The sequence below is a fragment of the Escherichia sp. KTE172 genome (assembly GCF_000408845.1).
In the GTDB taxonomy this organism is placed as follows: Bacteria; Pseudomonadota; Gammaproteobacteria; order Enterobacterales; family Enterobacteriaceae; genus Escherichia; species Escherichia coli.
In genome coordinates, this window is sequence record NZ_KE137311.1 from 61820 (window position 1) to 84478 (window position 22659).

Genomic DNA, 22659 nt, shown 5'->3' on the forward strand with positions numbered 1-22659 from the left:
GTGGCCGTGGATATATCACGCAGTGCCATTCCTGAAACCACAGCACAAATAAGAGATGGAGGCTTTTAACAGGAAACCAGGATTAACGTTCCTTTACTGAATGAGCATCATTTAATGCCTGAATTTGTTTTTCGCGAATCTTATTGCGCTCATTTTCTCTTACCCGTTTCACCTCTGCCATTTCGTTTCTTTTTCTGCATTCTGATGCGATTTTATTTGCCTTACCAAGTGTTAAAGGTTCAGACTGATAATTAAGTGTCTCCTGAAATGCTTCTGCTGCACAGGGAGTTTCCTGTAAAATCTCTGTCAGTTGTTCTGGTGTTGCAGGTTGTTGCGCAAGGTAAACGATGTAAAAAGGAATACATACAATCATAGCCATAACGCCAACAAATATAAAAGCCAGAACAGATTTTAAATATATCGACTTCATTTCATTTTCCTTCGAAGCAGTAAGCACTCATTGCCCACCACCATTTAGTGTTTCCATCACGTTGTTCAAAGGTTCATTTGTTTTAACTTCAATACATTCCCCTGTATTTCCAAAGCCCCTGCCTCCGTGTGCTTCGATTGTCCGAAGAACCTGCACGCATACGTCCGTATTTGGCATGGGGGTAACATTCCAGCTTCCGCCACCGTTAATATTTTTTATCAGCACAAGAAAAATAAAGGTATGCATTCTTTATTACCTCCGCTTATATATTAATCACTGAATATCCTTTCAGTTAACTTATGAGGTCATAAAACACTGCAGATTTTTCATTCGGATTTTTTCTCTTCAGTAAACTTCCTGATGGTATCCTGTTCACGCTGACGGGTGGCAGACTCCTGCATTGCATCCACTTTCTCCTGCCAGAGACGCCGGATATCCTGTTCATCCCGACCAGTCAGTTTTTTACCGGACAACAAACGGTTAAGCAGTTCCTGTCTCACATCTGGTACGTCTTCAGTCAGACGCATAAGCTGAAGCAGGCTCTGACGGCTGAGGACCATGAGTGATTCCGGCAGGAGGGTGAAGAAGAAAATAAAAAAGCATACCGCACCACAGCAGGCAAGGACCGCAAACAGGATTTTCAGATATATACCATCAACGCCGAACGCAGCAATAATACAGGGAATCCATGCAATACACGCACAATACGCCAGGATGTTATCTATTCGGTTATGTCTGCGATATATCTGTTGATGTTCATCCAGAATAGAATCTATTTTTTCAGCTTCTGATTTATGCATAGTGTTTCCTCTGCGTTTCCTGCCAGAGACGCCGGATATCCTGTTCATCCCGACCAGTCAGTTTTTTACCGGACAACAAACGGTTAAGCAGTTCCTGTCTCACATCTGGTACGTCTTCAGTCAGACGCATAAGCCGGAGTAATTCCTGACGACTGAGTACCATGCGTGATTCCTCCGGTACGCTGTAATAATTAAAAATACGACTGAATACCCCACAACAGCAGGCAACGGACAGGCACAGGGATTTCAGATACAGGCCAGAAACACAGAATGTGGCAACACCACAAAGAATAGCTATAACTAAAAATCCCTTACCCAGTGCCATACACAAAGAACCCTGTTTTCTGGATATCCGCTCATGCTCATCCAGAATAAAATCTATTTTTTCATTTTCTGATTTATGCATAGTGTTTCCTCTGCCTTTCCTGATACGCCTGACATTCAACGCACAACGTCACACCGGGAAATATTTTCCGCCGGGCTTCCGGAATAGGATTTCCGCATGCTTCACAGAGATAAACAGGAATACCATGAGCATTTATTTTCTGGCGTATCCGGTTTATTCCTGTCATGGTCAGTTGTTCTGTTACTGAATATGCTTCATCGGCTTCATCACTCACGGAATATTCCTCCCGACATGTTCTGACACGCTACCGCCCATCCCTTTTCACGCACAGGGCACTCGTTTTACAGGCAGATTTTGAATACAGAAAGCCCGCCGGCATTGCCGGCTGATATACAACTTCAGGGCCAGTTAATTAATACGTGGTTTTCCCCACGCAGACGGTTTAATAACAAAGAACACGCTGGATGGCTGATGATAAACATCCTGATTATCAATATAAGGCGCTATCCATAATGCAGCCGTCTGCTCACCCGTTCTTAGCGGACGGGGAGGTGTTACCGGCGCAACTGAACTGACCGGAACAACCGTTTTCACTTCCCGGGCAGCGGTAAACAGCGGGCGTGGTGCCAGCAGTTTCTGCTCCGGATGTGCTGTCACCGCAGGCCTGCTGCGGGACGGCGTTGTCGCCGCAACGGCCTGCACCGACGTGGTCCGGAAGTTCCCTTCAGCCAGGCGCGGCAGTGATGCCGCAACCGGCTTTGCTTCTGAGGACTGCTCCAGTTTTTTGGCCTTCTCATTAGCCTGCTCCATCGTCATACAGGTATCTGACGTGGTGGCATCACACTCAAAATCAGAGTTCGTTCCTGCACAGCCGGAAAGTAATAAGGTTCCCAGCAGAGGAATAAATAAAGAAATCTGTTTCATTACCCTTCTCCTTTTTTATTACTCTCCACAACAGCAGAAATTAACTCTACTGTCAGATTTGTTTTTCCTGCACAGGGTTGTCCGGAGACTACTGTATTTCCCGGAGAAGAAAATAAACTCATCGACATACCCTTCTTCATCACTCCGACAGCAGCCATATTAAAATTGTGCGGCAATGATTCAGAACTGAATTTCTTCGGCGCAGGAAGTGCGATTCTTGTGGTGCAGTTACTGAGAACAGCATGCATAAAATCATCTGATACGTTTTTATCCGGCACAGCGCGGGCAGTAATAACATTAATATTACGCATGTTCATTTTTATCTCCGTTGCTTCTGTTTGTTCTGTCATCATGGAAATAAACAGGGCATTTCCTGATTTTTTCCGGCAGGGAAGCGTCTTCCGTATAAACTTCCTTCAGATGTTCATCTGCGGTTCCCACCCGGACACATTTCATTTTTCCGGGCCACATCGGATATTTCCCGGTGCCTGCCGCAAACGACATATACATCAGTGCCAGCGTTGCCCAGAATGCGGTGACCAGTTGCATCAGTGACCGGTCAGTCTCCCTGACATAATCTGCAGCATCAGCCGCGCGGTAATGGCAGATATCCTGTATTTCTGATCTGCCTGAAGAATCAGAGGAAGAAAACCAGCATTCACTGACCGGGAACTGTCCGGCAGGTGCTGTTTGTCTTACGAAGTTAATCTCCTTAACCAGTAATTTCCCCGGCGTGGTGTTGTCCTTCCATAAAACAAACAGAGCCATCAGGGCCATTGTGGCCATTGTGGCCAGCGGCCAGATAACCACAAACCTGACGACCCACAGCAGCCAGCGAACGACAAACGCCACACGGAATGTCAGTGCATCACCCGCCATTTCCGCCCTCCTTGCCGGCATCCCCGCCCAGCGGGTTCTTGTCTCCGGACATAAACTGCTGCGGATTCAGATTGCCCAGCTGTTTCAGCATCTGGTCGGTGTTAAAACCGTTCAGGTGGCTTTCTGCCGAGGGAGGATTCGGCACAGGGCTTTCCGGGTTACCCTCTTCCGCTGTACTCTGTGACTGCTCCAGCGCCATTTCCTCCACGGTTTTCAGCTGGAAGCCGTCCTGGAACACCACGGTCACTTCGTTGCCCGCACCAATCGGTATCACCGGGTGATACTGTTCGGCACGTTTGATGTAGTAGTCACTGAGCGTCTGTGCGGCTTTCGATGCGCCGCCACCGATACCCATTTTCAGGACATCACCAGCCCCGTAAGCGGCTGTGGCACCCAGCCCGACAGCCGGCTGGGAGGCGCGCTCCATTCCCTGACCGATACCGTCAACAAATCCCGCGCCCCATGCCCAGCCGAGGATTTTGCCGTTACGCATCACCACTTCGCCCTTGATACCGTTTTTACCCCGGAAGCTGACATGCCCCTTAATCGGCATATCAATAGTTTTGCCGTCCTTCAGGCAGCTGATATTGCGGGTACGTACAATGGCACGCTCACTGGACACATCCCCCCAGGCTTCCAGACCCACAAAACATCCCGTTGCGTCATACGTCTTGCTGTTCGGCATTTCCACCAGGCCGGTGATACGCAGCTGCATCGGCACCGTGGATTCATTACCGGTGACAGAGGCATTGGCATCCGCCCCTTCAATCAGCATGGCTTTCGCAAAACTTCCTGACGGAATGTACGGCAGTGATGGTCCCTGTTTTCCCTCATTACGGGTAAACACCTTACGCTGTATCCGGTTAGGCACCGGCACAGACTGGTACGTCACCTGTGGTGGTGGCGTGACACCATTCCCGGGATAAAACGCCGTCGGCGGTGGAACAGCAACGCTGCCCTGCGGCGGGAAGGATACGGGGGTGTTTCCTGGCTGTGGTTCGCCTTCCGGCCCGGGCGGTGAGGCTGGCGTCTGCGGTACAGGCTCACCGGTCGCGGTGACGGGATTTGCCCCCAGGGCTTTTACCTGCTCTGCCAGGGCAGCATTATCCTGTCCCAGCTTTTCAATACGACGCTGGTCATCACCGCGCTGTTTGTTCAGGACATCCAGTTCACGACGGATTTCCTCATACTGCTTCTGCATCTGCGCTGCCGTCACCTGCATCTCTGTGGTGGCATGCTGACGCACCTTGTCATCAAAGGTCGTATCCACCACACCGGTCATATCCGGCACAGGCTCCTGTTCAGCCACCGCCTCACCGTTACCGGACATGTCCACATCAGACAGATACAGTGCACCACCAATCGCGGAGGCTGCACCGACAACCACAATCCCCAGCCACAGGTACTGCTTGCGTTTCACAATGGTATTGATACTGGCCATCAGTTGCCCTCCCCGTCACGGATGACATACACATCCATGCGCGCACCTGCCAGTAACTGGCTGGCAGGCTGGCTGAACATCACGGCACGGGTTCCCGGCTGCCAGAAATCACTTTCCCGGATATTCAGGGCAGACAGCGTTTTATTTTCCACGGCAAAGCGGACCATCTTCAGGTGATTCCCCGTCCATACGGCATCTGCCACTGAAGACAGCCCCGCCGGGGCCTGCAGGGTTTCCTTTGTCACAGGAACCTGATACCAGCCGGCGGGTAATTTTCCGCCACGGACAGCCTGGCTGATGGTCACAAGCAGGGATTCGTAAGGCGTGGACGTTTCCCACGCGCCGGCTTCTTCTCCGGTTCCGCGCAGGTCACTGACCAGCTGAATGGTACGCCCCGCGCCTTCACGGGGAACAGCCTGAATGGAAAGGTTCAGACCACGTTCTGTTTCCAGAATGAACGTAAAGGGCTTTTTGTTGACGGTGGCCACCACCACACCGCCGGAGGCGGTCTGCTCATTATTGGTCAGGGCACCATCCAGACTGTTCACGGCGATAATCCGGTCACCGGGAACGGTAAACAGATTCGGGCTGGTATTGCTGATGGCAATACTGGCCTGACCACCGTTCACCATTGGCACCACGGTGGGGGCCAGCGTACCGTTTGCGGCCATCACGCTGCAGGAAAAAAACAGGCTGCCGAATATTATTGCCGTATTATTTTTTCTCATCGTCTGTTTCCCCGAAATTATCCAGCCAGGTCACCCCGTTTTCCCGCTTCAGAATAAGGATGTAATGTTTGATATCAATAAAAGGTTCGGAGTTACCAATCCATGTTTTCCGAATTCCACGGATTTCCACACGACCATACTGAGGCCAGACACGGACACTGGTCTGGAAAAAAGCAGAATTCACGTTATCTTTTTTAATGAGTTTCGCTTCTTCAGCCAGAATAACTTTCATCTGGTTCTGTGCGCCCGGGCGGATATATTGCAGAAGCGCCTGATGTGAGGCATCGACGATTTCCGGTGAGACATTCAGACGGAGGGCAATAAATGACAGCGCCATCTGCTGCAAATAAGAGGCATCGGCACTGTTCTGTGACACGGCAAAGGGCACATTAAATCCCATTGGCGTCACGGCAGTGCGTTGCTCATTCTGAAGGCGGTAGTTATTCACCCCCTGAATGACGTTAACAGAGAGGCTGAGAACAATAAGCACTGACATAAATATAAAGGCGATGGCCATTACACGACTGGTACTTAAACGGGCACCGTGTTCCATATAACAATCCTGGTATCAGTTCTATTTAATCCACTGCCGGAAACACGAATCGGGAACATTATGAAAAATACCGCGCAGCAGGGCTGTTGGCATATACCAGTAAATCAGGTCACGTAACCAGGAACTGCCTCGCCCTTTTTTCAGTTTTTTAATCCCGAAATAAACCAGAACCGCTGCACCAATACCGAACAGATATTTCGATGTTGTGATACCCCAGCCAACACAGATTGCTGCGGGGATCAGTTCATCCAGTGGCAGGCCAAACCAGCGGCTCTGGTTGGTCAGTGTTTCCGGGAAACGATATTTCTTAAGTTTATTCTCGTCTCCCGACATCGTTTTATTTCCTGTCAGAATCCGGCAACAGACATACCTACTGCAATAAATACAGAGAGTATGGCAAAGCCGACCAGGAACTTGACGTTTTTGGTCATCATGTACATGACCGCACCGACCAGCACCTCAGCCAGAACAACCCATTTAACGATACTGGAGTCCTTACCGAAGGTCGCCTTAACCGTATCGTTACCTTTAGCCATCAGGTCGCCTTTACCAGCAGCCATAGCTAACTCAGGGAACAACATCATCAGAACAGCAACCGGGATCACTGCACGAACCAGGCGAAGCATATTCAGACGAGTGAATTTAGAAAAAAACGATTTCTTTTTGACGGGCGCAGAAGCACCCTGAACACTTAAAACAGTATTCATAAGTTACCTCAATTTCGGATAAATGAATAAAACTAGAGTGTATTAAATGTTATATCTTCCTCTTTATCTGCCTCCCTGAATATCTCCGAGTTATAAAAATCAGGAAACTTGATCAAATGATCAATAACTCTGTCTGCAGCCTCATCTGTTTTACACCATCCACTACGATTTTTTGCTGCAATAAGTAGCTGGTTAGTTTCATCATCCAGACGCATTGTCAGATACTTAACCAGCGACTTACCATAGATATTTCCTGCCCTGTTAAACTTTGGATAGCGGTGAAGATGATCTTTAAGTCTTATTACTGCCTCAAACGATCGACTTCTTCCGCTTCTGTTACTTGCCTCAATTAATAGACTTTCCACATCTACAGGTAATTTTAGTTTTACCATCTTACCTGTTGCAGAACGTGTACCAAATCTTTTCAATAACACCTCCCGCTGTTTATCTTCTGGTTACCACTTATGTTTGCAGAATAATCAGAAAAGGTAAATAGACGGAAAGCCTATATTTTATTAACACTTTATTAACGCATATTTATGATACACATAGCCTTCTCGTATAAATAATGAATAAACTTTTTATTGTAGAGTAAGATGATTAACTCATCTTTATTAGAAACAGAGAAGTAGTCGCATATCAGAGATGCGTGTTTCTTTGATGTGGAGATGGATATGTTTAATATTCTTGCTATAGCATTATGACTGATTCCGGTGCTATATAAGTAAAATACATCATTTACATATGATGATACAGAAGAATCATCACTCATTCTTCTGATTATATTTCTGATATCATCACTGACAATCGTTTTTTGATTATAACTGTCTTTATGACGAACATGAGCAGCATCATAAAATTGCCACAGAATAATATTTCTGTGTCCATTAAGAAATGACTGGACAGATATTGTCCAGAATCTGTTCTGAATAAAAACATCCTCTACAAGATTAAGATGCGTATGCTCATTCCTGTATGCTTCCATCTCTGTGACAGAGATCAATTCATAAAAATCTCTCTGCGACAGAAGCCATTTTTCAGCACTTTGATCTTGTGTAAGAAATGACTCATGAAACAGCGTATTGCAAAAAATAAATTTTCCAGTTTCGTCCCTGATACAGGCTGGATTTGGATAATCCTGAATAACTGCCGTCAGATTTTCCAGCAGATCTATTTGACGAGCATGTTTTTGTTGAATACGATCCATCGGATACATAGGAACCTCCTCACAAAGGATTCTATGGACAGTCGATGCGGGGAGGAGAGAACTCCCTGCATCGGCGATTTTCAAATTCAAATTTTAACGTGGCATTAACCACGTAATTAATATACTAATTATCTTTCGTACTGTCACCTTTTTAAATCATAAAAACTCTGATATTTGAACGAAGTCAAATTTCTTTTATTCATCATCATTTTTTGGAAAAAATCGTTCCATCTCAGATGATACCTTCTCCCTGATATCTTCAACCATATTGGCATATTCAAACTTTGGATTTCCGGAGACATGAGGACTGAGAGACTCAATACCCAAAATTTTCGCTACTGATGATTGTGTTTTTACAACGCATTCAAGAAGCAATTTATTAAACTCAGTCTGATTAAATGCAGACTCTTTACGCTCCATCTGAGCCTCATATACACGAAGCCCCAGTTCAAGAAGCATTGAAGCTGTTGCTGAAAAACTGACATCTTTTTCCCTTGCCCCTTCCTGTCGACGCTTCTCAATAATCGAATTTATTTTTTCATAGGCATCATTGCTGATATACAGGTTCACCTTAGCCATTAGAGATTACCTTTTTTGAACATAAAATAAAGTTAATTTCGGAACACTAAAATTCATAATACAAACAGGGACGCACCGCTAGCAGCGCCCCTAGCGGTATCCTATAAAAAAACACACCGCGCCGCTAGCAGCGCCCCTAATATAAAATGATGTTTTTTATAAAAATAGTCAGTACCACCCCTACAAAGCGGTGTCGGCGCGTTGTTGTAGCCGCGCCGACACCGCTTTTTTAAATATCATAAAGAGAGTAAGAGAAACTAATTTTTCATAACACTCTATTTATAAAGAAAAATCAGCAAAAAATTGTTTTTGCGTGGGGTGTGGTGCTTTTGGTGGTGAGAACCACCAACCTGTTGAGCCTTTTTGTGGAGTGGGTTAAATTATTTACGGATAAAGTCACCAGAGGTGGGAAAATGAAAAAATGGATGTTAGCCATCTGCCTGATGTTTATAAATGAGATCTGCCAGGCCACTGATTGCTTTGATCTTGCAGGCCGGGATTACAAAATAGATCCTGATTTACTGAGAGCAATATCATGGAAAGAATCCCGTTACCGGGTTAATGCCATCGGTATTAATCCGGTAACGGGATATGGCAGCGGACTGATGCAGGTAGATTCCCAGCATTTTAACGAACTGGCCCGCTATGGAATTAAGCCGGAACATCTGACAACAGATCCCTGCATGAACATTTATACCGGTGCTTATTATCTGGCAATAGCCTTTAAAAAATGGGGCGTCTCCTGGGAGGCCGTTGGTGCATACAATGCCGGATTCAGGAAGACCGAACGCCAGAACCAGAGACGTCTTGCCTACGCATCAGAGGTTTACCGGATTTATACCGGGATAAAAAGCAGTAAAGGTATCCGGATTCCGGTCACGAAGAAATCACTTCCGGAAATCAACAGCGTGCAGAACAATTAATCTTACAGACATTGTCAGATACCGGTTATGCCGCAAAAGCGGCATGAAGGCCACACACAAAAATATCATATGAGTGACAATGCTGACTGGCCGAAGCCCCGCGAAGCGGGAACCCATCTTATATATACCCGGTAACTGCGCAGCCTCCTGCCAGACCATTTTTCGCGGGCACAATATTTACAGACAACCGGAAAGCCGGTTGATGGAATTGAGGTATATCAGACGACACAGCGATGCCGAAGAATGATAATATAAGTAAAGCCCCGAAAAATTTTCGGGGCTTTACTTATATTATCATGACTTCCACTTTCTGAACTGTTCGGCAATCACCCATAACGCCTTGTTGATTCTTATATCACCATCAATACCTGTAATGGCTCTTGTCCTGGTATTTTTCCCGGAGGCACTTCGCCCCGATAATCCACCTTTTATCATATTCTCCTGAACCCGCTGCCAGGTTGTCCAGAGATCGTTCTGTTTGTCTTCCCGACGACGGGGAGTAATTATCTGTTCAGGTGTCACTGGCGTTTTATTTTCATCTTCATACCTGACCATCAGTGCAGCTCTGCCAAATAAATGTTGCTCGTCACTGTTAAGATGAATTTCTTTCATCGCCTCCATATTATCAGTGACCTTATCAAAGACACCGAGCACTTCATACGCTCCCTCGATAACCTGCCCGACAATATCACCTTTATGTGGAACGCGGATTTCGCCAAAATTATTTCCGCACACCAGGCCATTTGTGCAGACAAAACGAAAAATTCCGGGGATCATCTGATAACTGGATGAACCATCATGTGAATTAAGCAGGATAATTTCAGGAACTTCCTGTCCGTTAATATGCCCTTCCCTGCGAAGACGTAACATATGTTTACTGTATTCGCGACGTCCCAAATCACGAACCCGACTCTGACAGGCAAAGAATGGCTGGAAACCTTCATCACGTAACTTATTGATGATATTGATTGTTGGAATATACGTATAACGTTCACTCCGGGACTCATGTTTATCACCGGAAAATACCGAAGGCACGAACTGCATTAATTCATCATCCGTTAAAGGACGTTCACGGCGGATGGAATTATACCGACCAAAACGGGAAGCTAATCGCATAACAGCTACTCCTTTATGAAAGAATAAATTTAATAAAAAATTTTTCCGCTTAATATCATCCCCCCCCGATCTCCATTAACAAGATTGCAACAATCAGGAGGGATATTCATCACATCCGGTCAGCAGATCGCCCGGATATCGAGGCCGGCACGCTTAATCTGACGCAGGAACTGTTTGAAGTGATCGGCTTCCGCAATGTTGATATGGCGGAACTGCTTATCCACACCCTGACTGAGCGCGTAGCTATAACTGAAGGCCATCTTTTCCGGGTGGCTTTTGCGATATTTTTTCAGCTCAGTCAGGCTGCTGAATTCCAGGACGTCCCACTCTTCCCCGGTGTTTTTTTTCTTCCCGGCAACAAGAAGCGTGTACGACGCGGTGTTAACGTGGATATTTCGGGTACTCATCCTGCTTTCTCCTCTCTCTGGTTTTCAGCCCCCATCATCTGTTGAGTTTCGGGACCCGCCGCAACGACGTGAAGCGCGGTTTGCGAAACGGCGTTGCGCCTTACATCCCGGCGGCCTTTTGCCGGGATGCCAGGAGCGCAGGCCACGGCGCGACAGAGGCGGCGCGACCGGAACGGTCGCTGCAAGCCCGGGGTTTTCACGCATCGGACCGTAGCGACAGCCCGAAACCGCGCCAGCGGGTTCGGCGGAGACTGGCAGGGGCGCCAGCAGCTGCCAGTCGGAGTCGGGCCTGACGACCGGATGCCGCCAGGCAGCCGGGAGCCGAAGGTGCGCCCGGCAGACAGGACAACACTGCAGTAGTCAGAATCAGAGCAGGAAGAAAAAGAGAATAATCACAGGGAAGGTGATGTGATTTCTGACAGGCCATAACCAGAGAAGGCGGGGGAAAAGAACGGGCGCCGCAGGCGCACGTTCATCCCCGTTCCTGAAGGGAAACGACCTTCCTGAAGTCAGGTTGTTCATGCCCGTACAACATCAGCAAGGAGAAAGGGGCTACCGGCGAACCAGCAGCCCCTTTATAAAGGCGCTTCAGTAGTCAGACCAGCATCAGTCCTGAAAAGGCGGGCCTGCGCCCGCCTCCAGGTTGCTACTTACCGGATTCGTAAGCCATGAAAGCCGCCACCTCCCTGTGTCCGTCTCTGTAACGAATCTCGCACAGCGATTTTCGTGTCAGATAAGTGAATATCAACAGTGTGAGACACACGATCAACACACACCAGACAAGGGAACTTCGTGGTAGTTTCATGGCCTTCTTCTCCTTGCGCAAAGCGCGGTAAGAGGCTATCCTGATGTGGACTAGACATAGGGATGCCTCGTGGTGGTTAATGAAAATTAACTTACTACGGGGCTATCTTCTTTCTGCCACACAACACGACAACAAACCACCTTCACGTCATGAGGCAGAAAGCCTCAAGCGCCGGGCACATCATAGCCCATATACCTGCACGCTGACCACACTCACTTTCCCTGAAAATAATCCGCTCATTCAGACCGTTCACGGGAAATCCGTGTGATTGTTGCCGCATCACGCTGCCTCCCGGAGTTTGTTCGGCACCATCCACCGCTCCATCTCACGGACAGCGTGACCGGCCTCTCTTGCTGCAAGACTGGCTTCCGCAATAACCTGCCAGAACGGCATATCCTGCCACTGCCAGCGTTCCATTCCGGCCAGTGACGGAAAACGCTCGCCCCACTGCCAGAACAGGGTTTCCAGGTCATGCTCTGCCACCCGGTCACTCCAGCGTGCATGCCAGCTTCCGACTGTTTCCGGTGAATGGAACGCCAGTTCGATTTCAGCCTGGGCGACCAGCGCCTGGTACGCACGGGCTTTCTGCTCTGCCTCCCGTGCCTGCTGGCGGCTGTACTTCTGCATGACCAGCGCGGATTTATGGCGACTGCGTTCCCTGACACGAAACCGCACCGACGGGAACAACCGCTCTGCTGCATCACCGGGAAGGGGAAGGAGGCAGACCTCGCCCTGTGTTTCAATCAGCACATCGATGGCATACAGCCACTGAAGACGGTTGCCGTGCAGTTCTTCTGCGGTCAGGGACGGCATGAAAAATCGCAGGTCAGACAGCGATATCCTGCGGCTTCCGTTCAGACAGCGGAAAAACGCCCCCGCATACGGATATTCAGCCAGCGTGTTACCCTGATGGCGGCGTTTTTCGGTCTCCGCCACCGCCCGCCATGCGGCCTGTTGCTCTGTGCTGAGAGGAACCAGTGCCTGTGAACGTGCGCTCATGCCTGACCTCCTTCCGCCATCAGGATATGGATGATGTCACTGACGCTGTACCCCTGCGCCTCCAGTGACGCCGCCAGTGCCAGTGAATGGCTGACGGCTTCCGGTGCAAACCGCCGCTGTACCTGAACCACCGCAAACGGCTCACCACCGGCATTCACCAGAACCAGCACCCAGACCTGAGAGACATCGCCCGGTGAACATAACGCCAGGTGAAAACGTTCGTGGGCAGGCGTGAAACGGACCTGGACGGGGAAAAATCCGCCAAACTCGCTGCCGTACTCGCCGTTCATCGTCCAGTTGTCCGGCGCATCCAGCTCCCGCATCACGGCGTGTGTCAGCTCACGGCGTTCATCACTTCCGGCAGCCCGGATATCTTCATATTCCTGTGTGTTCATGGTCTGTAATACATTCAGGGTCAGTTCAGTTTTCATCACGGTATCTCCCTTGCTGCCGCCCCGTCTCCGGCGGGGCGGTGTGGTTGTTCATCAGGCGGCATCAGCCAGGTTATCGGTGCGTTCAGTGGCATCCGTCTGTGGGCGTGGTGCACACATCCAGCCAGGCACCCAGCGGTTGTCTTTCATGTGGAACTCTGCATGTTCAGCCGCATCGCCTTTCTTCATCTTCTCCGCGTCCCGTGCGGCACCGGATAGTCCTGCCTCATTCAGGGCTGCGATAATCTGCGGCTTTTTCAGGTGTCCGAAAAAGTTTGCTTTTGTCGGCTGCCACCAGTCGCGCATGTGGAATCCGATAGCGCTCTCCAGCGAGTCAAGCGGACTGCGTGACGTGTGACCACACTCACGGGTCTGGACACCGTTAAGGCTGCATGCGGTGCAGAAACTGAGCAGGGATAACAGCACCTCCTGACTGAGTGACAGGAATGTCGTCATGTCCCGTGACCATCCCTCCGGTAACAGGGCAGCAAGACGGGCTTTTTCTGCCATCAGCGCCATGAATGCGGCACCTTCCTTCCCCGATGGCGCATCGCTGGTCAGCGAATAATGTTCACATTCCAGGCTGATTTGTGCTGGTTTACTGTACGCTCCGCTGCCAAACACATTCAGGCAGAGCGTCCATGCCAGCAGTGCCAGAGATTTGTCCGGTTGCTGCATGAGTACCGCCTGGACTGCCAGCGTGCGTTCGGAAGACATTTTCGTCAGCAGTGGCAGACTGATTTCCTCCACTGATGCTTTCTCCTGCACCTGTTCCGTGCGGTCAGCGTCGTCAGCCACATCATCCTCACTGCGTAACTGCACACCACGCTGGACACATACGTTTCCATAACGCCAGGACACCACCACGCCACTTCCGGCACGCATCTCCGGCGTCCACGCCCTGACCTTCGCCATGCAGTCAATCAGCTTCATTTCTGCTTCCAGCAGGTCGGATTCCTCACACTGGTTTTCCAGCGCGTCGTAACGTGCCATCAGTTCGTTCAGGTGTTCTTCTTCCGCCTCCGTCAGCACCGCTTCCGGCTCCGGCAGGTTGCGGTATGCCCGGGCATCTTCACGGCATTCACCGACAGGCTCCATGCGTCCGGCGCACCATCCCCAGCCCTCGGCTTCCCGAAGGAACTCTGCGACAGCCTGGAGTTTTTCCAGCAGGGCAGCATCGAGCGCCACGCGGTCGACATAACCGTCCCCGTCATCGCTGAACAAATCGGTGCGCAGTTCGTCTGGCGAGAAGGCATCAGCCCCCACGAAGCGGAATTTACTGTTCCCCGCCACCGCCACTTCACTTTCGGTCACCAGACGACGAATGGTCTGTACTTCCGGTTTACCGCCCCATCCCGACTGACAGGCGGCTTCAAACACCTGCACCTGACGCGCGGTGTCGTTCTCCAGCGCCAGCGCCTGACAGTGTTCGGTGGTGATGCGGTCTTCTGCCAGCGCATCGAGGATGACAGGCGCAAGGTCAGCCAGTTTCAGCATTCGCTGAACGTGGCGGGGTGAATAGCCCAGCAAATCACCGATGTGTGCAGGTGTTTTGCCTTCCTGCGCCATTGCGCGGAATCCGGCAATCTGTTCGGCAGGGTGCATATCCCGACGATGACCGTTCTCGGTCATCGATGCGGCAGTCGCCAGTTCCTGCGGAATAATTTTCACGCGGACAGGCCAGTCAGCCGGAATGATTCCACGCTCTGCCAGCATGTTGAGTGCTGCCAGTCTGCGACCACCTGCGGCGACACCGTAGCGCTCACCAGGCAGGGTATGCACGACCAGATTCTGCAGCAGTCCGACGCCCTGAATGGACCCTGCCAGTTCGCTGACGGACTCCGCAGAATACGGCACCGTGCGCACATTCAGCGGTGATTTAATCAGTGAGGCCAGCGGCACGCTCACTTCCTCCGTCTGCGCCAGCAGGGCAGACAGGACTGTTTCCTGCGTTTTTGCATATTTACGGCTTGCTTTGCGGGTGGTTTCTGGTTCACACTTCGTTACAGGCATAATCATCCCCTTATAATTGCTTATGTCCTGCCGGACGTTCGCGCGTCCGGCACCTCTCTTACTTAAGAATCCCGAAATCCCTGATGGCATGATTCATCCAGTACCCGGCACCGTCCTCAAAATTCCAGGTACGCCAGACCAGGGCACCGTTATTGCGGACAACCAGGCGAAAATGTTCCCCGTGGTCATCCTCGATAAAGACGTTCCGGTACTGTGCGGCAACGGCTTCCGCCTGTTCGCGGGTAAAGGAGCCGTCCGGCAGCCCCTGAAGTATTCTGAAATATTCGCTCATCCTCATATCTCCGGTGATGCCCCGCGCAGGGCGGGGCGGTTATCACAGTCAGGCCAGTCAGAACGGGATATCGTCTGAAAACCCGTAATCCTCCCCCTCCGGCGGTTGCGGCTGAGGCTCGGGCTGCGCGGCCTTACGTCCACGGCCTTTCGTTTTCGCGCCTCCTTTTTTCGGTTCCGGCTGTGATTCCGGCTGAGGCTGACCGCTGAACTGTTGCGCCTCTTCCGGCTGAGTCTGAGTACCTGCGGCACGTCCCAGCATCTGCATGGTGCCCGTGGTCTTAACAAGAATTTCGGTGACGTAACGGGTGATACCGTTATCCTCCCAGCTACGGGTGCGAAGCTGACCTTCGATGTAGACCTGCGCGCCCTTGCGCAGATACTCACCAGCCACTTCCGCGAGCTTGCCGAACAGCACCACGCGATGCCATTCTGTCTGCTCCCGTATCTCCCCCGTCTGTTTGTCGCGCCAGCTTTCTGACGTGGCCACCTGCAGGTTTGCCACTGCGCCCCCGTTTGGGATGTAACGGACTTCCGGATCTTTTCCCAGACGGTAGGGTAGGGTACGTGTGGTCTTTCAAGATAAATGGCGAATATGTCCTGCTTATCTTGAGTTAGATCACCGTTACCCCCCCTCCGAACCGTACGTGCACCTTTCAATGCATACGGCTCTCCATTGCTAGCTTATTGGGGATAAACTCATTTAGCAGAATCCCCACTTGAGACAGGTGGTTGCAGGAGTATTCTTCCCTTTTCCTGTCTCAGATCGGGTAGTTTTCCGCTATGTAACTTGTCGTGGCAACTTGCGCACAAAATCATCGTTTTCCGGCGGCGTGCGATCATCATTAGTTGCCACAGGCTGGGTTTATATCCGGCCTTACGACCTTTCTTCAGGTCTTTTAGCTTTCTGACATGATGTACTTCGCAGCGCCCAGTCTTCGCACAATACTCGCAGATCCTTGCCCCTAATCGACGCATGATCTCTGTTGTGCGGGTTGTGATATGTGCGGTTCTCGGTTCCGTATCGACAATCGTTGTTCGGTTGCGATTGACATGTTTGAGTTTGAAAACCTCAATCTTTCGGGATCCATTTTTGGCCTGAACGGTAATAGCCAGATCTCCATTATTTTGCCGTAGCGATTTGGCGACTTTATTCACTGAACTACGTCGTTTATTCGCTAGGGTCTTAAAAAGGCTTATTTGCCATATGAAATATAATTTTGATAATTTATATTTCATGTCCAGCGCCAGACTGTAGTAGTTCGCCAATCCGCGCATTTCCGCGTTGAAAGTCAGAACAATTTCAGCTTCACTGAGATTTTGTAGACTTGAACGATGTACAGCCTTCACATTCTCATAACAGCCATATTTCTTTTGGTGACAAAATTTAGCGGCTATATTGTCAGGAACGAAGAGCTGCACAATTCCTGTGGTGGATCTCCGGAGAGCATGCCGCCCTTGCATTTTCTGCTTCAGCAATTTCTTTGCATCTGCCTGTCTGATTTCATAGCCTAAAAAATTAACTCCTTCTGAGATATGGCGGATCCTGGTCTTTGCTTCATTAACTTCCAATCCCAGTGAAGTAGTAATAAAGTTTCTGACCTGTCTTGATATATGTTCAGCATCTTTCTTCGAGCCGATGACACCAATTACGAAGTCATCAGCATATCGAACATAGTACATACGCCTGAAGTTTGGATCGTTCATGACCTGAGATGGTATAGAACGTTTTTCTTCAAGCAGTCGTTCAATTTCTTTCTTTATGGCTTCTTTTTCTGATTCAGAATCAGTTGCCATACCGTCTACTTTCTTTCGTAGTTTATGAATCTTATGGGCCAGCCTGTTCATATCTGGATTCGCTCTTCGTTTTGTACCGCTTGTATATGCAGGAATTAAGTTCTGTTCTACAAAACGGTCCAGTTTGTCGAGGTATATATTTGCCAGTAAGGGAGAAATTATCCCACCTTGTGGCGTGCCAGAATATGAGCGATGGTATTTCCAATTGTCCACATATCCTGCCTTCAGCCACTGTTCGATTAATTTCAGGAAATTCTTATCCTTAATTTTCTCTGCCAGTGTATTCAGCAATAGTTTGTGGGGGATATTGTCAAAGAAACCTTTGATATCAACATCCACGATCCATTTAACTCCGTTCCAGACTGGACGAATAGATCTGAGCGCAGTTTCACACGAACGTTTTGGTCTGAATCCATGAGAGTGTTCAGAGAATACTGGTTCATAAACCCTTTCCAGAATAATTCTTGCTACTTCTTGCGCCAGTTTATCGTCTCCACCTGGAATCCCCAGCGGTCTGGTTTTTCCGTCCTTTTTTGGGATCTGAACTCTGCGTACAGGTTTCGCTACGTATTCTCTACTCCGCAATGTTTTTGCCAGCTTCTCTGCTCTTTCGATAGAGAAGCCATCAATGGTATCTGTTGATACACCTTGAGTCAGTGCACCTGCATTGGCCCGTATATTCACGTAGGCTTGCAGCCACAGTCCGGGCTCACACGCAATTTTGTATAGATTACGTACTGGATACCCTTTTTTTGAAGCATCCTCAATTCCATCTAATCTTTTCTCAAGTTCATCAGGCAGCATTGGCTAACCCTCCTCTTAGAGATTGATGTATCTAACAACTGTCTCCCTTCCCCGCAGCACTGTGAGGCTTTCATCTCCCTTCCGGTTGATTTATACCTTTGCTGCTTCCGTATAATGCGGACTGCCGTAGCCCATTACAGGCCGACCTTGAGTACTATGGAGACTCCGCTACCATGCTGGGTATAAATCCAGTTTAGGTAGTCCCGTAGTTTCACGGTGTGGAGATGCGATGTACTTAGGATGTCTTTCGATCGTTTAACTATTTCATCAATAGCTGGCCCGTTAGAGTGGTCACAATCAACGTAGGGCGGATTTCTTGTGCTATTACGGGAATAACGCTTCAATCGTTCTGCGTTATTGGTTTCCTGTTTCCCACATAGATCTCGACTTCAACAAACCCAGTTTATCCATATACATCTTGCATTGAGTGGTGATACTTATAACGATTTCCGTATTCACCACCCTTTTCTGTGGATGCTATGTTCACCTCTCCTTTTCAGGATCTCCGAGCCTGTTACCAAGCGAGGCTAACCACAGTATGCAATGGCTATACCACTAAGCCATGTTGCTTTTCATGCAACACTCCATAAAACACCGCGCTTCAACGGCGCACACCGACAAGAATGACCTTGTTAATGCCACGAACTGCCATGATGTGTCTCCTTCTGTTGATGTTTTCAGCCCCCATCATCTGTTGAGTTTCGGGAGCCGCGGTTTTGACGTTTTGCGGGGACCTGCTCTTTGTTCCCTCCGGTATTCACCATCACCTGTTTGAGAACCTTCGCCGCATGGGGCATCACTGCCACGGCCTGACGCACCTGTCCTGGGCAGAACGCAAAATTTTTTACCGGGTTTTGGGTAAAAAATTTTGTGGGCTGTTCATTTACCCTGGACAGTCAGTGCGGCAGGTTGTGGCTGTCTATGCCCCCGGCGACAGGGACTCATACGGGTGTGTGGCACCCGGCAGGCAATGAGCAGGGACCCGCCGCAACGACGGAGAGCGCGTGCGCGAAACGGCGTTGCCCCTCACATCCCGGCGGCCTTTTGCCGGGATGCCGGGAGCGCAGGCCACGGCGCGACAGAGGCGGCGCGACCGGAACGGTCGCTGCAAGCCCGGGGTTTTCACGCATCGGACCGTAGCGACAGCCCGAAACCGCGCCAGCGGGTTCGGCGGAGACTGGCAGGTGCGCCAGCAGCTGCCTGTCGGAGTCGGGCCTGACGACCGGATGCCGCCAGGCAGCCGGGAGCCGAAGGTGCGCCCGGCAGACAGGACAACACTGCAGTAGTCAGAATCAGAGCAGCAGGAAAAAGAAGAACAGTAGCAGTAGCAGTAGCAGTAGCAGTAGCAGTAGCAGGAACAACAACATCAGTAACAGACAAATGACAGGCATGAAGAAACAGAAGCCCCCATCAGAACGTCCGCGTAATGAAAGGGGCGGCGCGTGAGCGCGGCCCCTTTCAGCGCCACCGGCGCGCGGTCTTTTCCCGGCGCGGGCAGACGGGCATTTATCCTCCCGCCTGCCCGGCGTCTTCAGGCACGCAGACGAATAATCATCGTCGGGACATCGGTATAAGCAAACGTGCCGCGCGGCAGCTCCTCGCGGACGTCAGAAAACGGTAACAGCTTCTCCTGCTGGCGTGGTCCGTTGAGACAGACGGCGACCAGCACGCCACCCGGACGCAACAGGGAAAAGGCCCGCAGGATATGCCGGATATCCTGCCCGTGGCTGAACGGCGGATTCATGATAACCCGGCTGTAATACTGCGCCGGCTGCCATTCCATGAAGTCGCCACACTGAACCCTGACACCGTTAAAATTTTCCCGCAGATACCGGACCAGCCCGCTGTTGATTTCCACCGCATCACACATGGCCCCCGGCGCGGTATCCCGAATCGCCCGCAGTATGGCCCCGGTGCCGGCAGAGGGTTCCAGAATGTGATCACGGTTGCTGATCTCCGCCAGCATCACCAGGCGATCACAGACCGGGGCAGGAGTCACAAAAAGCTGAGATTCAGCCCGGATTTCAGCAACCGGCGCGGCGTTATCCAGCCTTGCGCGCATCAGCCGGATACGTTCTCTTAACTGACTGTGCATGTCATTATCTCCGTCATCCCCCGGGGATTTCCCGGGGGGATATACCTTATTTCTGTGGGATTTCCGTAATTTTCATGTCGGTGATATACACATTCACCAGACGGAAATTATTGTCCATTGTGCGGCGGTAGCGGTATGCCCCGTGGTCTTCTGCTTCTGCCACACTGCGCACGGCCTTACAGTCCCGGGGCAGGGCGGCCCACTGTGCCTTTGTCATTTCCCGGAAACCTTCCCCCGGATAGTTGACTACCGGCGGACGCTTCGCGGCCTGGCTGGCGATGGCAGCCTCTTCTGCCGATGGTGCTTTGTAGTCCGTGATGCGATCGGGCGTCACTTTCATCGTGCCGCTGTACCCGAGAAAACTGTAATTCGGCGTTGTGACTGAACTCACCGCCCCGTTGCTTTTGTTCACGCGGATGATGGTCAGCCACTCGCCCCGGCTGAAAACCTGTCCGCCCGGCTCAAAATCCTGTGTCCGGGTAACCACGCCGCCGCTTTCGTCCAGCATGGCACGCTCATAGATCAGGCGGTTCTGATAGTGGTTAACCCAGCGTTGCTGATGCTGAATCTGCCGTTCATGACAGCGGATCGCAATTTCGCGGGCCTGCTCCGTGGTGATGATGTCATCATCCAGGGCCGACCATAACGACCGGCTCCCTTCATACTGGCTTTTTTCTGCCGGGCGCGGATACGTATCCAGCGGGAAACAGGCGCTGATATGGTCATGACTGCTGATGAGTTTTGCCATATTCAGATCCAGCGATTCAGCCCGCCACATCGTCAGATATTTCTGCGACTGCGCGATGGTCTTTTCAGCCTTGCGCAAATCAGCTTCGATTTTTTTGATACGACGCCAGCGAACGTCCGGACGTTCTTTATACTTCGCGTGAAGCAGTGCCGACCGCGCCCGCTCCTCCCAGTATTCCGCACGTTCAAAGAGCATCACGGCTCGTTTCATGCCGTTTTCAATACGCTGCGCATCACGACGGGCGCGGCGTTCGCTGTGATGCCCCACAAGAATGGGCTGACCGGGCGGGATCATCGCGGCCAGTCTTTCCACTTCATCAAGTGCCTGTGCGGATTCACTGGCCCGCTTTCCGCTGTATCCGGTAAACCGCTCCGCCCGTGCTTCCTGACGTTCAGCGAGCGTGCTGTCTTCATCCTCAATCTCTCCGGCAAGTGAGAGGAGCACGTCTTCCCGGCCCGGTGTCCAGGCCGGTGCCACAAACAGCGCCTGTCTGGGTGCCCAGCGGAAACCGGCATCATGCACTTTTTTATACGTTTCCTGGTCAAGACGTGACGCGGCATACAGGCGCAGTTTGTTGTCATCCGGTGAGTAGGTCGCGCGGTACATCTGCACAGGGCTGGCGGCTTCCGGGGCGGTCATGGTGATTGCTGCTAATGTCATAAAATGTTCTCCTTCCGTCTGTTGCCGCCCCTCGCGGGGCGGCTCACCTCATCAGTTAAAAGCGCGTTTCAGTTCGAGTGTGCGGAGCACCTGCCCGAAGGCCGTGTTTTTCATGGCGGGGATGTGTACACCACGCCCCCGGTGAAAACTCCGGGCAATGTGTCGCCCGAAGGCTTTCAGCACGGGGTCAATTTCCGGCGCGGGGATGTCTTCGCGTCTGAAACGGGGATGACGGCGGGGCTTTACAGCCGCTGCGGAAGGTGAAACAATACTTACTGTCATAAATGAAACTCCTTATGACAAATTGGTTAATAATGCCGTCAAAATTGGTTGCGCAATTCTTACGGCGTGGATTAAGCAGGTCCCTGACCTGCTTTTTTCATATCTGCGTCTGACGTTCTCCGGTGTTTTCCTCCTTCTGTTCCTGCGTTCTCATTACCTGCCAGCCGGATGACTGACAGAACAAATAAATGCATATTGCCGGAGCCTGAAATAAATCCTGATTTTTAAAGAACATCACCCGTTGAGTTTCGGGAGCCGCGGTTTTGACGTTTCGCGGGAACCTGCTGCTGTATTCCCTGTGGTATGAACTTCACCCGTTTGAGAACCTTCGCCGCAAGGGGCATCACTGCCACGGCCTGACGCACCTGTCCTGGGCAGAACGCAAAATTTTTTACCGGGTTTTGGGTAAAAAATTTTGTGGGCTGTTCATTTACCCTGGACAGTCAGTGCGGCAGGTTGTGGCTGTCTATGCCCCCGGCGACAGGGACTCATACGGGTGTGTGGCACCCGGCAGGCAATGAGCAGGGACCCGCCGCAACGACGGAGAGCGCGTGCGCGAAACGGCGTTGCCCCTCACATCCCGGCGGCCTTTTGCCGGGATGCCGGGAGCGCAGGCCACGGCGCGACAGAGGCGGCGCGACCGGAACGGTCGCTGCAAGCCAGGGGTTTTCACGCATCGGACCGTAGCGGCAGC

31 protein-coding genes and 5 pseudogenes are annotated in these 22659 nt (G+C 50.9%); 3 read left to right on the top strand and 33 right to left on the bottom strand.

The annotated features are described in order from the left end of the window. Positions 1 to 82: 82 nt before the first annotated feature. From G434_RS29505 to traM, 16 genes are all read right to left on the bottom strand, one after another. A complete protein-coding gene (locus tag G434_RS29505) occupies positions 83 to 430 on the bottom strand; it encodes a hypothetical protein (protein ID WP_000836682.1) in 348 nt (115 codons plus the stop codon). Between the two features lie 27 nt (positions 431 to 457). Next, positions 458 to 676 (bottom strand): hypothetical protein, encoded by a 219-nt coding sequence (locus G434_RS24120; protein WP_000556751.1) that lies wholly within the window; start codon positions 674 to 676, stop codon positions 458 to 460. An 80-nt stretch (positions 677 to 756) separates the two neighbouring features. Continuing rightward, a complete protein-coding gene (locus G434_RS24115) occupies positions 757 to 1230 on the bottom strand; it encodes a hypothetical protein (RefSeq protein WP_016249716.1) in 474 nt (157 codons plus the stop codon). Beyond that, the gene (locus tag G434_RS24110; RefSeq protein WP_000549589.1) at positions 1223 to 1636 is read right to left on the bottom strand and encodes a hypothetical protein; all 414 of its coding nucleotides are present in this window, start codon (positions 1634 to 1636) and stop codon (positions 1223 to 1225) included. The genes G434_RS24115 and G434_RS24110 overlap by 8 nt, the downstream gene beginning before the upstream one ends. Next, complete coding sequence (gene traR / locus G434_RS26595) at positions 1629 to 1850, bottom strand: conjugal transfer protein TraR (protein WP_001278689.1); 222 nt, start codon at positions 1848 to 1850, stop codon at positions 1629 to 1631. Before traR ends, G434_RS24110 begins: the two co-directional genes overlap by 8 nt. Before the next feature lie 134 nt (positions 1851 to 1984). Further along, a complete protein-coding gene (traV, locus tag G434_RS24105) occupies positions 1985 to 2500 on the bottom strand; it encodes a type IV conjugative transfer system lipoprotein TraV (protein WP_000809872.1) in 516 nt (171 codons plus the stop codon). Further along, positions 2500 to 2817, bottom strand: a complete 318-nt coding sequence (locus G434_RS24100; RefSeq protein WP_001057297.1) for a conjugal transfer protein TrbD — start codon at positions 2815 to 2817, stop codon at positions 2500 to 2502. Before G434_RS24100 ends, traV begins: the two co-directional genes overlap by 1 nt. Further along, on the bottom strand, positions 2804 to 3379 hold the full coding sequence (traP, locus tag G434_RS24095; protein ID WP_016239101.1) for a conjugal transfer pilus-stabilizing protein TraP: 576 nt from the start codon (positions 3377 to 3379) through the stop codon (positions 2804 to 2806). Before traP ends, G434_RS24100 begins: the two co-directional genes overlap by 14 nt. Continuing rightward, positions 3369 to 4820 (bottom strand): F-type conjugal transfer pilus assembly protein TraB, encoded by a 1452-nt coding sequence (traB, locus tag G434_RS24090; RefSeq protein WP_016239102.1) that lies wholly within the window; start codon positions 4818 to 4820, stop codon positions 3369 to 3371. Before traB ends, traP begins: the two co-directional genes overlap by 11 nt. Further along, positions 4820 to 5548 (bottom strand): type-F conjugative transfer system secretin TraK, encoded by a 729-nt coding sequence (gene traK, locus G434_RS24085; RefSeq protein ID WP_001230787.1) that lies wholly within the window; start codon positions 5546 to 5548, stop codon positions 4820 to 4822. The genes traB and traK overlap by 1 nt, the downstream gene beginning before the upstream one ends. Continuing rightward, a complete protein-coding gene (traE, locus tag G434_RS24080; RefSeq protein ID WP_016239103.1) occupies positions 5535 to 6101 on the bottom strand; it encodes a type IV conjugative transfer system protein TraE in 567 nt (188 codons plus the stop codon). Before traE ends, traK begins: the two co-directional genes overlap by 14 nt. 21 nt (positions 6102 to 6122) lie before the next feature. Then, positions 6123 to 6434 (bottom strand): type IV conjugative transfer system protein TraL, encoded by a 312-nt coding sequence (gene traL / locus G434_RS24075; protein WP_000012113.1) that lies wholly within the window; start codon positions 6432 to 6434, stop codon positions 6123 to 6125. A gap of 14 nt (positions 6435 to 6448) precedes the next feature. Further along, on the bottom strand, positions 6449 to 6808 hold the full coding sequence (gene traA / locus G434_RS24070) for a type IV conjugative transfer system pilin TraA (protein ID WP_016239104.1): 360 nt from the start codon (positions 6806 to 6808) through the stop codon (positions 6449 to 6451). Positions 6809 to 6840: 32 nt separating this feature from the next. Continuing rightward, positions 6841 to 7236, bottom strand: a complete 396-nt coding sequence (gene traY, locus G434_RS24065; protein WP_001309237.1) for a conjugal transfer relaxosome DNA-bindin protein TraY — start codon at positions 7234 to 7236, stop codon at positions 6841 to 6843. A gap of 98 nt (positions 7237 to 7334) precedes the next feature. Next, the gene (gene traJ / locus G434_RS24060; protein WP_016239105.1) at positions 7335 to 8024 is read right to left on the bottom strand and encodes a conjugal transfer transcriptional regulator TraJ; all 690 of its coding nucleotides are present in this window, start codon (positions 8022 to 8024) and stop codon (positions 7335 to 7337) included. A 186-nt stretch (positions 8025 to 8210) separates the two neighbouring features. Next, positions 8211 to 8594: a conjugal transfer relaxosome DNA-binding protein TraM gene (gene traM, locus G434_RS24055; protein ID WP_001151538.1), complete on the bottom strand. Its 384-nt coding sequence runs from the start codon at positions 8592 to 8594 to the stop codon at positions 8211 to 8213. 320 nt (positions 8595 to 8914) lie between these two features. Between traM and G434_RS24050 the strand changes: the two genes are divergently transcribed. After that, positions 8915 to 9517 carry a transglycosylase SLT domain-containing protein gene (locus G434_RS24050; RefSeq protein WP_077539848.1) on the top strand — a complete coding sequence of 201 codons (603 nt, stop codon included), beginning with the start codon at positions 8915 to 8917 and terminating at the stop codon, positions 9515 to 9517. A 294-nt stretch (positions 9518 to 9811) separates the two neighbouring features. Here G434_RS24050 and G434_RS24045 read toward each other — a convergent pair whose 3' ends face one another. Continuing rightward, positions 9812 to 10633, bottom strand: coding sequence for a DUF932 domain-containing protein (locus G434_RS24045; protein WP_001234469.1), 822 nt, complete (start codon positions 10631 to 10633; stop codon positions 9812 to 9814). A gap of 119 nt (positions 10634 to 10752) precedes the next feature. Continuing rightward, entirely contained in the window at positions 10753 to 11040 is a 288-nt protein-coding gene (locus tag G434_RS24040; protein ID WP_000107535.1) for a hypothetical protein, read from the bottom strand. Position 11041: 1 nt separating this feature from the next. On the opposite strand from G434_RS24040, the pseudogene G434_RS29510 reads away from it, so the two are divergent. Further along, positions 11042 to 11239: pseudogene (locus G434_RS29510) on the top strand (hypothetical protein); the annotation flags it as partial. Here G434_RS29510 and G434_RS30590 read toward each other — a convergent pair. The 3 genes and pseudogenes from G434_RS30590 to mok form a co-directional block, all read right to left on the bottom strand. After that, a complete protein-coding gene (locus G434_RS30590; protein WP_071593758.1) occupies positions 11237 to 11467 on the bottom strand; it encodes a hypothetical protein in 231 nt (76 codons plus the stop codon). The pseudogene G434_RS29510 and the gene G434_RS30590 sit on opposite strands and share 3 nt — an antisense overlap. Positions 11468 to 11686: 219 nt before the next feature. Then, on the bottom strand, positions 11687 to 11812 hold the full coding sequence (locus G434_RS0124460) for a type I toxin-antitoxin system Hok/Gef family toxin (RefSeq protein WP_001372321.1): 126 nt from the start codon (positions 11810 to 11812) through the stop codon (positions 11687 to 11689). Beyond that, a pseudogene (gene mok, locus G434_RS30595) lies at positions 11754 to 11903 on the bottom strand (plasmid maintenance protein Mok); the annotation flags it as partial. The gene G434_RS0124460 and the pseudogene mok, both read right to left, overlap by 59 nt. 21 nt (positions 11904 to 11924) lie before the next feature. Here mok and G434_RS30185 point away from each other — a divergent pair. Then, complete coding sequence (locus G434_RS30185) at positions 11925 to 12113, top strand: hypothetical protein (protein ID WP_001336239.1); 189 nt, start codon at positions 11925 to 11927, stop codon at positions 12111 to 12113. Here G434_RS30185 and G434_RS24035 read toward each other — a convergent pair. The 12 genes and pseudogenes from G434_RS24035 to G434_RS23995 all read right to left on the bottom strand — a co-directional run bounded on the left by G434_RS24035 (position 12082) and on the right by G434_RS23995 (position 21965). Next, positions 12082 to 12844 (bottom strand): annotated as a pseudogene (locus tag G434_RS24035) (plasmid SOS inhibition protein A). The gene G434_RS30185 and the pseudogene G434_RS24035 sit on opposite strands and share 32 nt — an antisense overlap. Beyond that, positions 12841 to 13275 carry a conjugation system SOS inhibitor PsiB gene (psiB, locus tag G434_RS24030; protein ID WP_016239106.1) on the bottom strand — a complete coding sequence of 145 codons (435 nt, stop codon included), beginning with the start codon at positions 13273 to 13275 and terminating at the stop codon, positions 12841 to 12843. The pseudogene G434_RS24035 and the gene psiB overlap by 4 nt, the downstream one beginning before the upstream one ends. 54 nt (positions 13276 to 13329) lie before the next feature. After that, the gene (locus G434_RS24025) at positions 13330 to 15288 is read right to left on the bottom strand and encodes a ParB/RepB/Spo0J family partition protein (RefSeq protein ID WP_016239107.1); all 1959 of its coding nucleotides are present in this window, start codon (positions 15286 to 15288) and stop codon (positions 13330 to 13332) included. A 58-nt stretch (positions 15289 to 15346) separates the two neighbouring features. After that, a complete protein-coding gene (locus G434_RS24020) occupies positions 15347 to 15580 on the bottom strand; it encodes a DUF905 family protein (protein ID WP_000006012.1) in 234 nt (77 codons plus the stop codon). A 57-nt stretch (positions 15581 to 15637) separates the two neighbouring features. Continuing rightward, a complete protein-coding gene (gene ssb, locus G434_RS24015; protein WP_050572919.1) occupies positions 15638 to 16129 on the bottom strand; it encodes a single-stranded DNA-binding protein in 492 nt (163 codons plus the stop codon). A 149-nt stretch (positions 16130 to 16278) separates the two neighbouring features. Then, complete coding sequence (gene ltrA, locus G434_RS24010; protein ID WP_000936285.1) at positions 16279 to 18180, bottom strand: group II intron reverse transcriptase/maturase; 1902 nt, start codon at positions 18178 to 18180, stop codon at positions 16279 to 16281. Between the two features lie 613 nt (positions 18181 to 18793). Further along, positions 18794 to 18871: pseudogene (locus tag G434_RS30890) on the bottom strand (single-stranded DNA-binding protein); the annotation flags it as partial. Next, positions 18858 to 19063, bottom strand: a pseudogene (locus G434_RS31050) (single-stranded DNA-binding protein). The pseudogenes G434_RS30890 and G434_RS31050, both read right to left, overlap by 14 nt. Positions 19064 to 19302: 239 nt before the next feature. Further along, positions 19303 to 19560 (bottom strand): hypothetical protein, encoded by a 258-nt coding sequence (locus G434_RS30600; RefSeq protein WP_023147917.1) that lies wholly within the window; start codon positions 19558 to 19560, stop codon positions 19303 to 19305. A gap of 151 nt (positions 19561 to 19711) precedes the next feature. Next, positions 19712 to 20275 carry a class I SAM-dependent methyltransferase gene (locus tag G434_RS24005; protein WP_001377760.1) on the bottom strand — a complete coding sequence of 188 codons (564 nt, stop codon included), beginning with the start codon at positions 20273 to 20275 and terminating at the stop codon, positions 19712 to 19714. Between the two features lie 46 nt (positions 20276 to 20321). Next, entirely contained in the window at positions 20322 to 21683 is a 1362-nt protein-coding gene (locus G434_RS24000; RefSeq protein WP_016239109.1) for a DUF3560 domain-containing protein, read from the bottom strand. Positions 21684 to 21734: 51 nt separating this feature from the next. Further along, positions 21735 to 21965, bottom strand: a complete 231-nt coding sequence (locus tag G434_RS23995; protein ID WP_000218642.1) for a hypothetical protein — start codon at positions 21963 to 21965, stop codon at positions 21735 to 21737. Positions 21966 to 22659 lie beyond the last annotated feature (694 nt).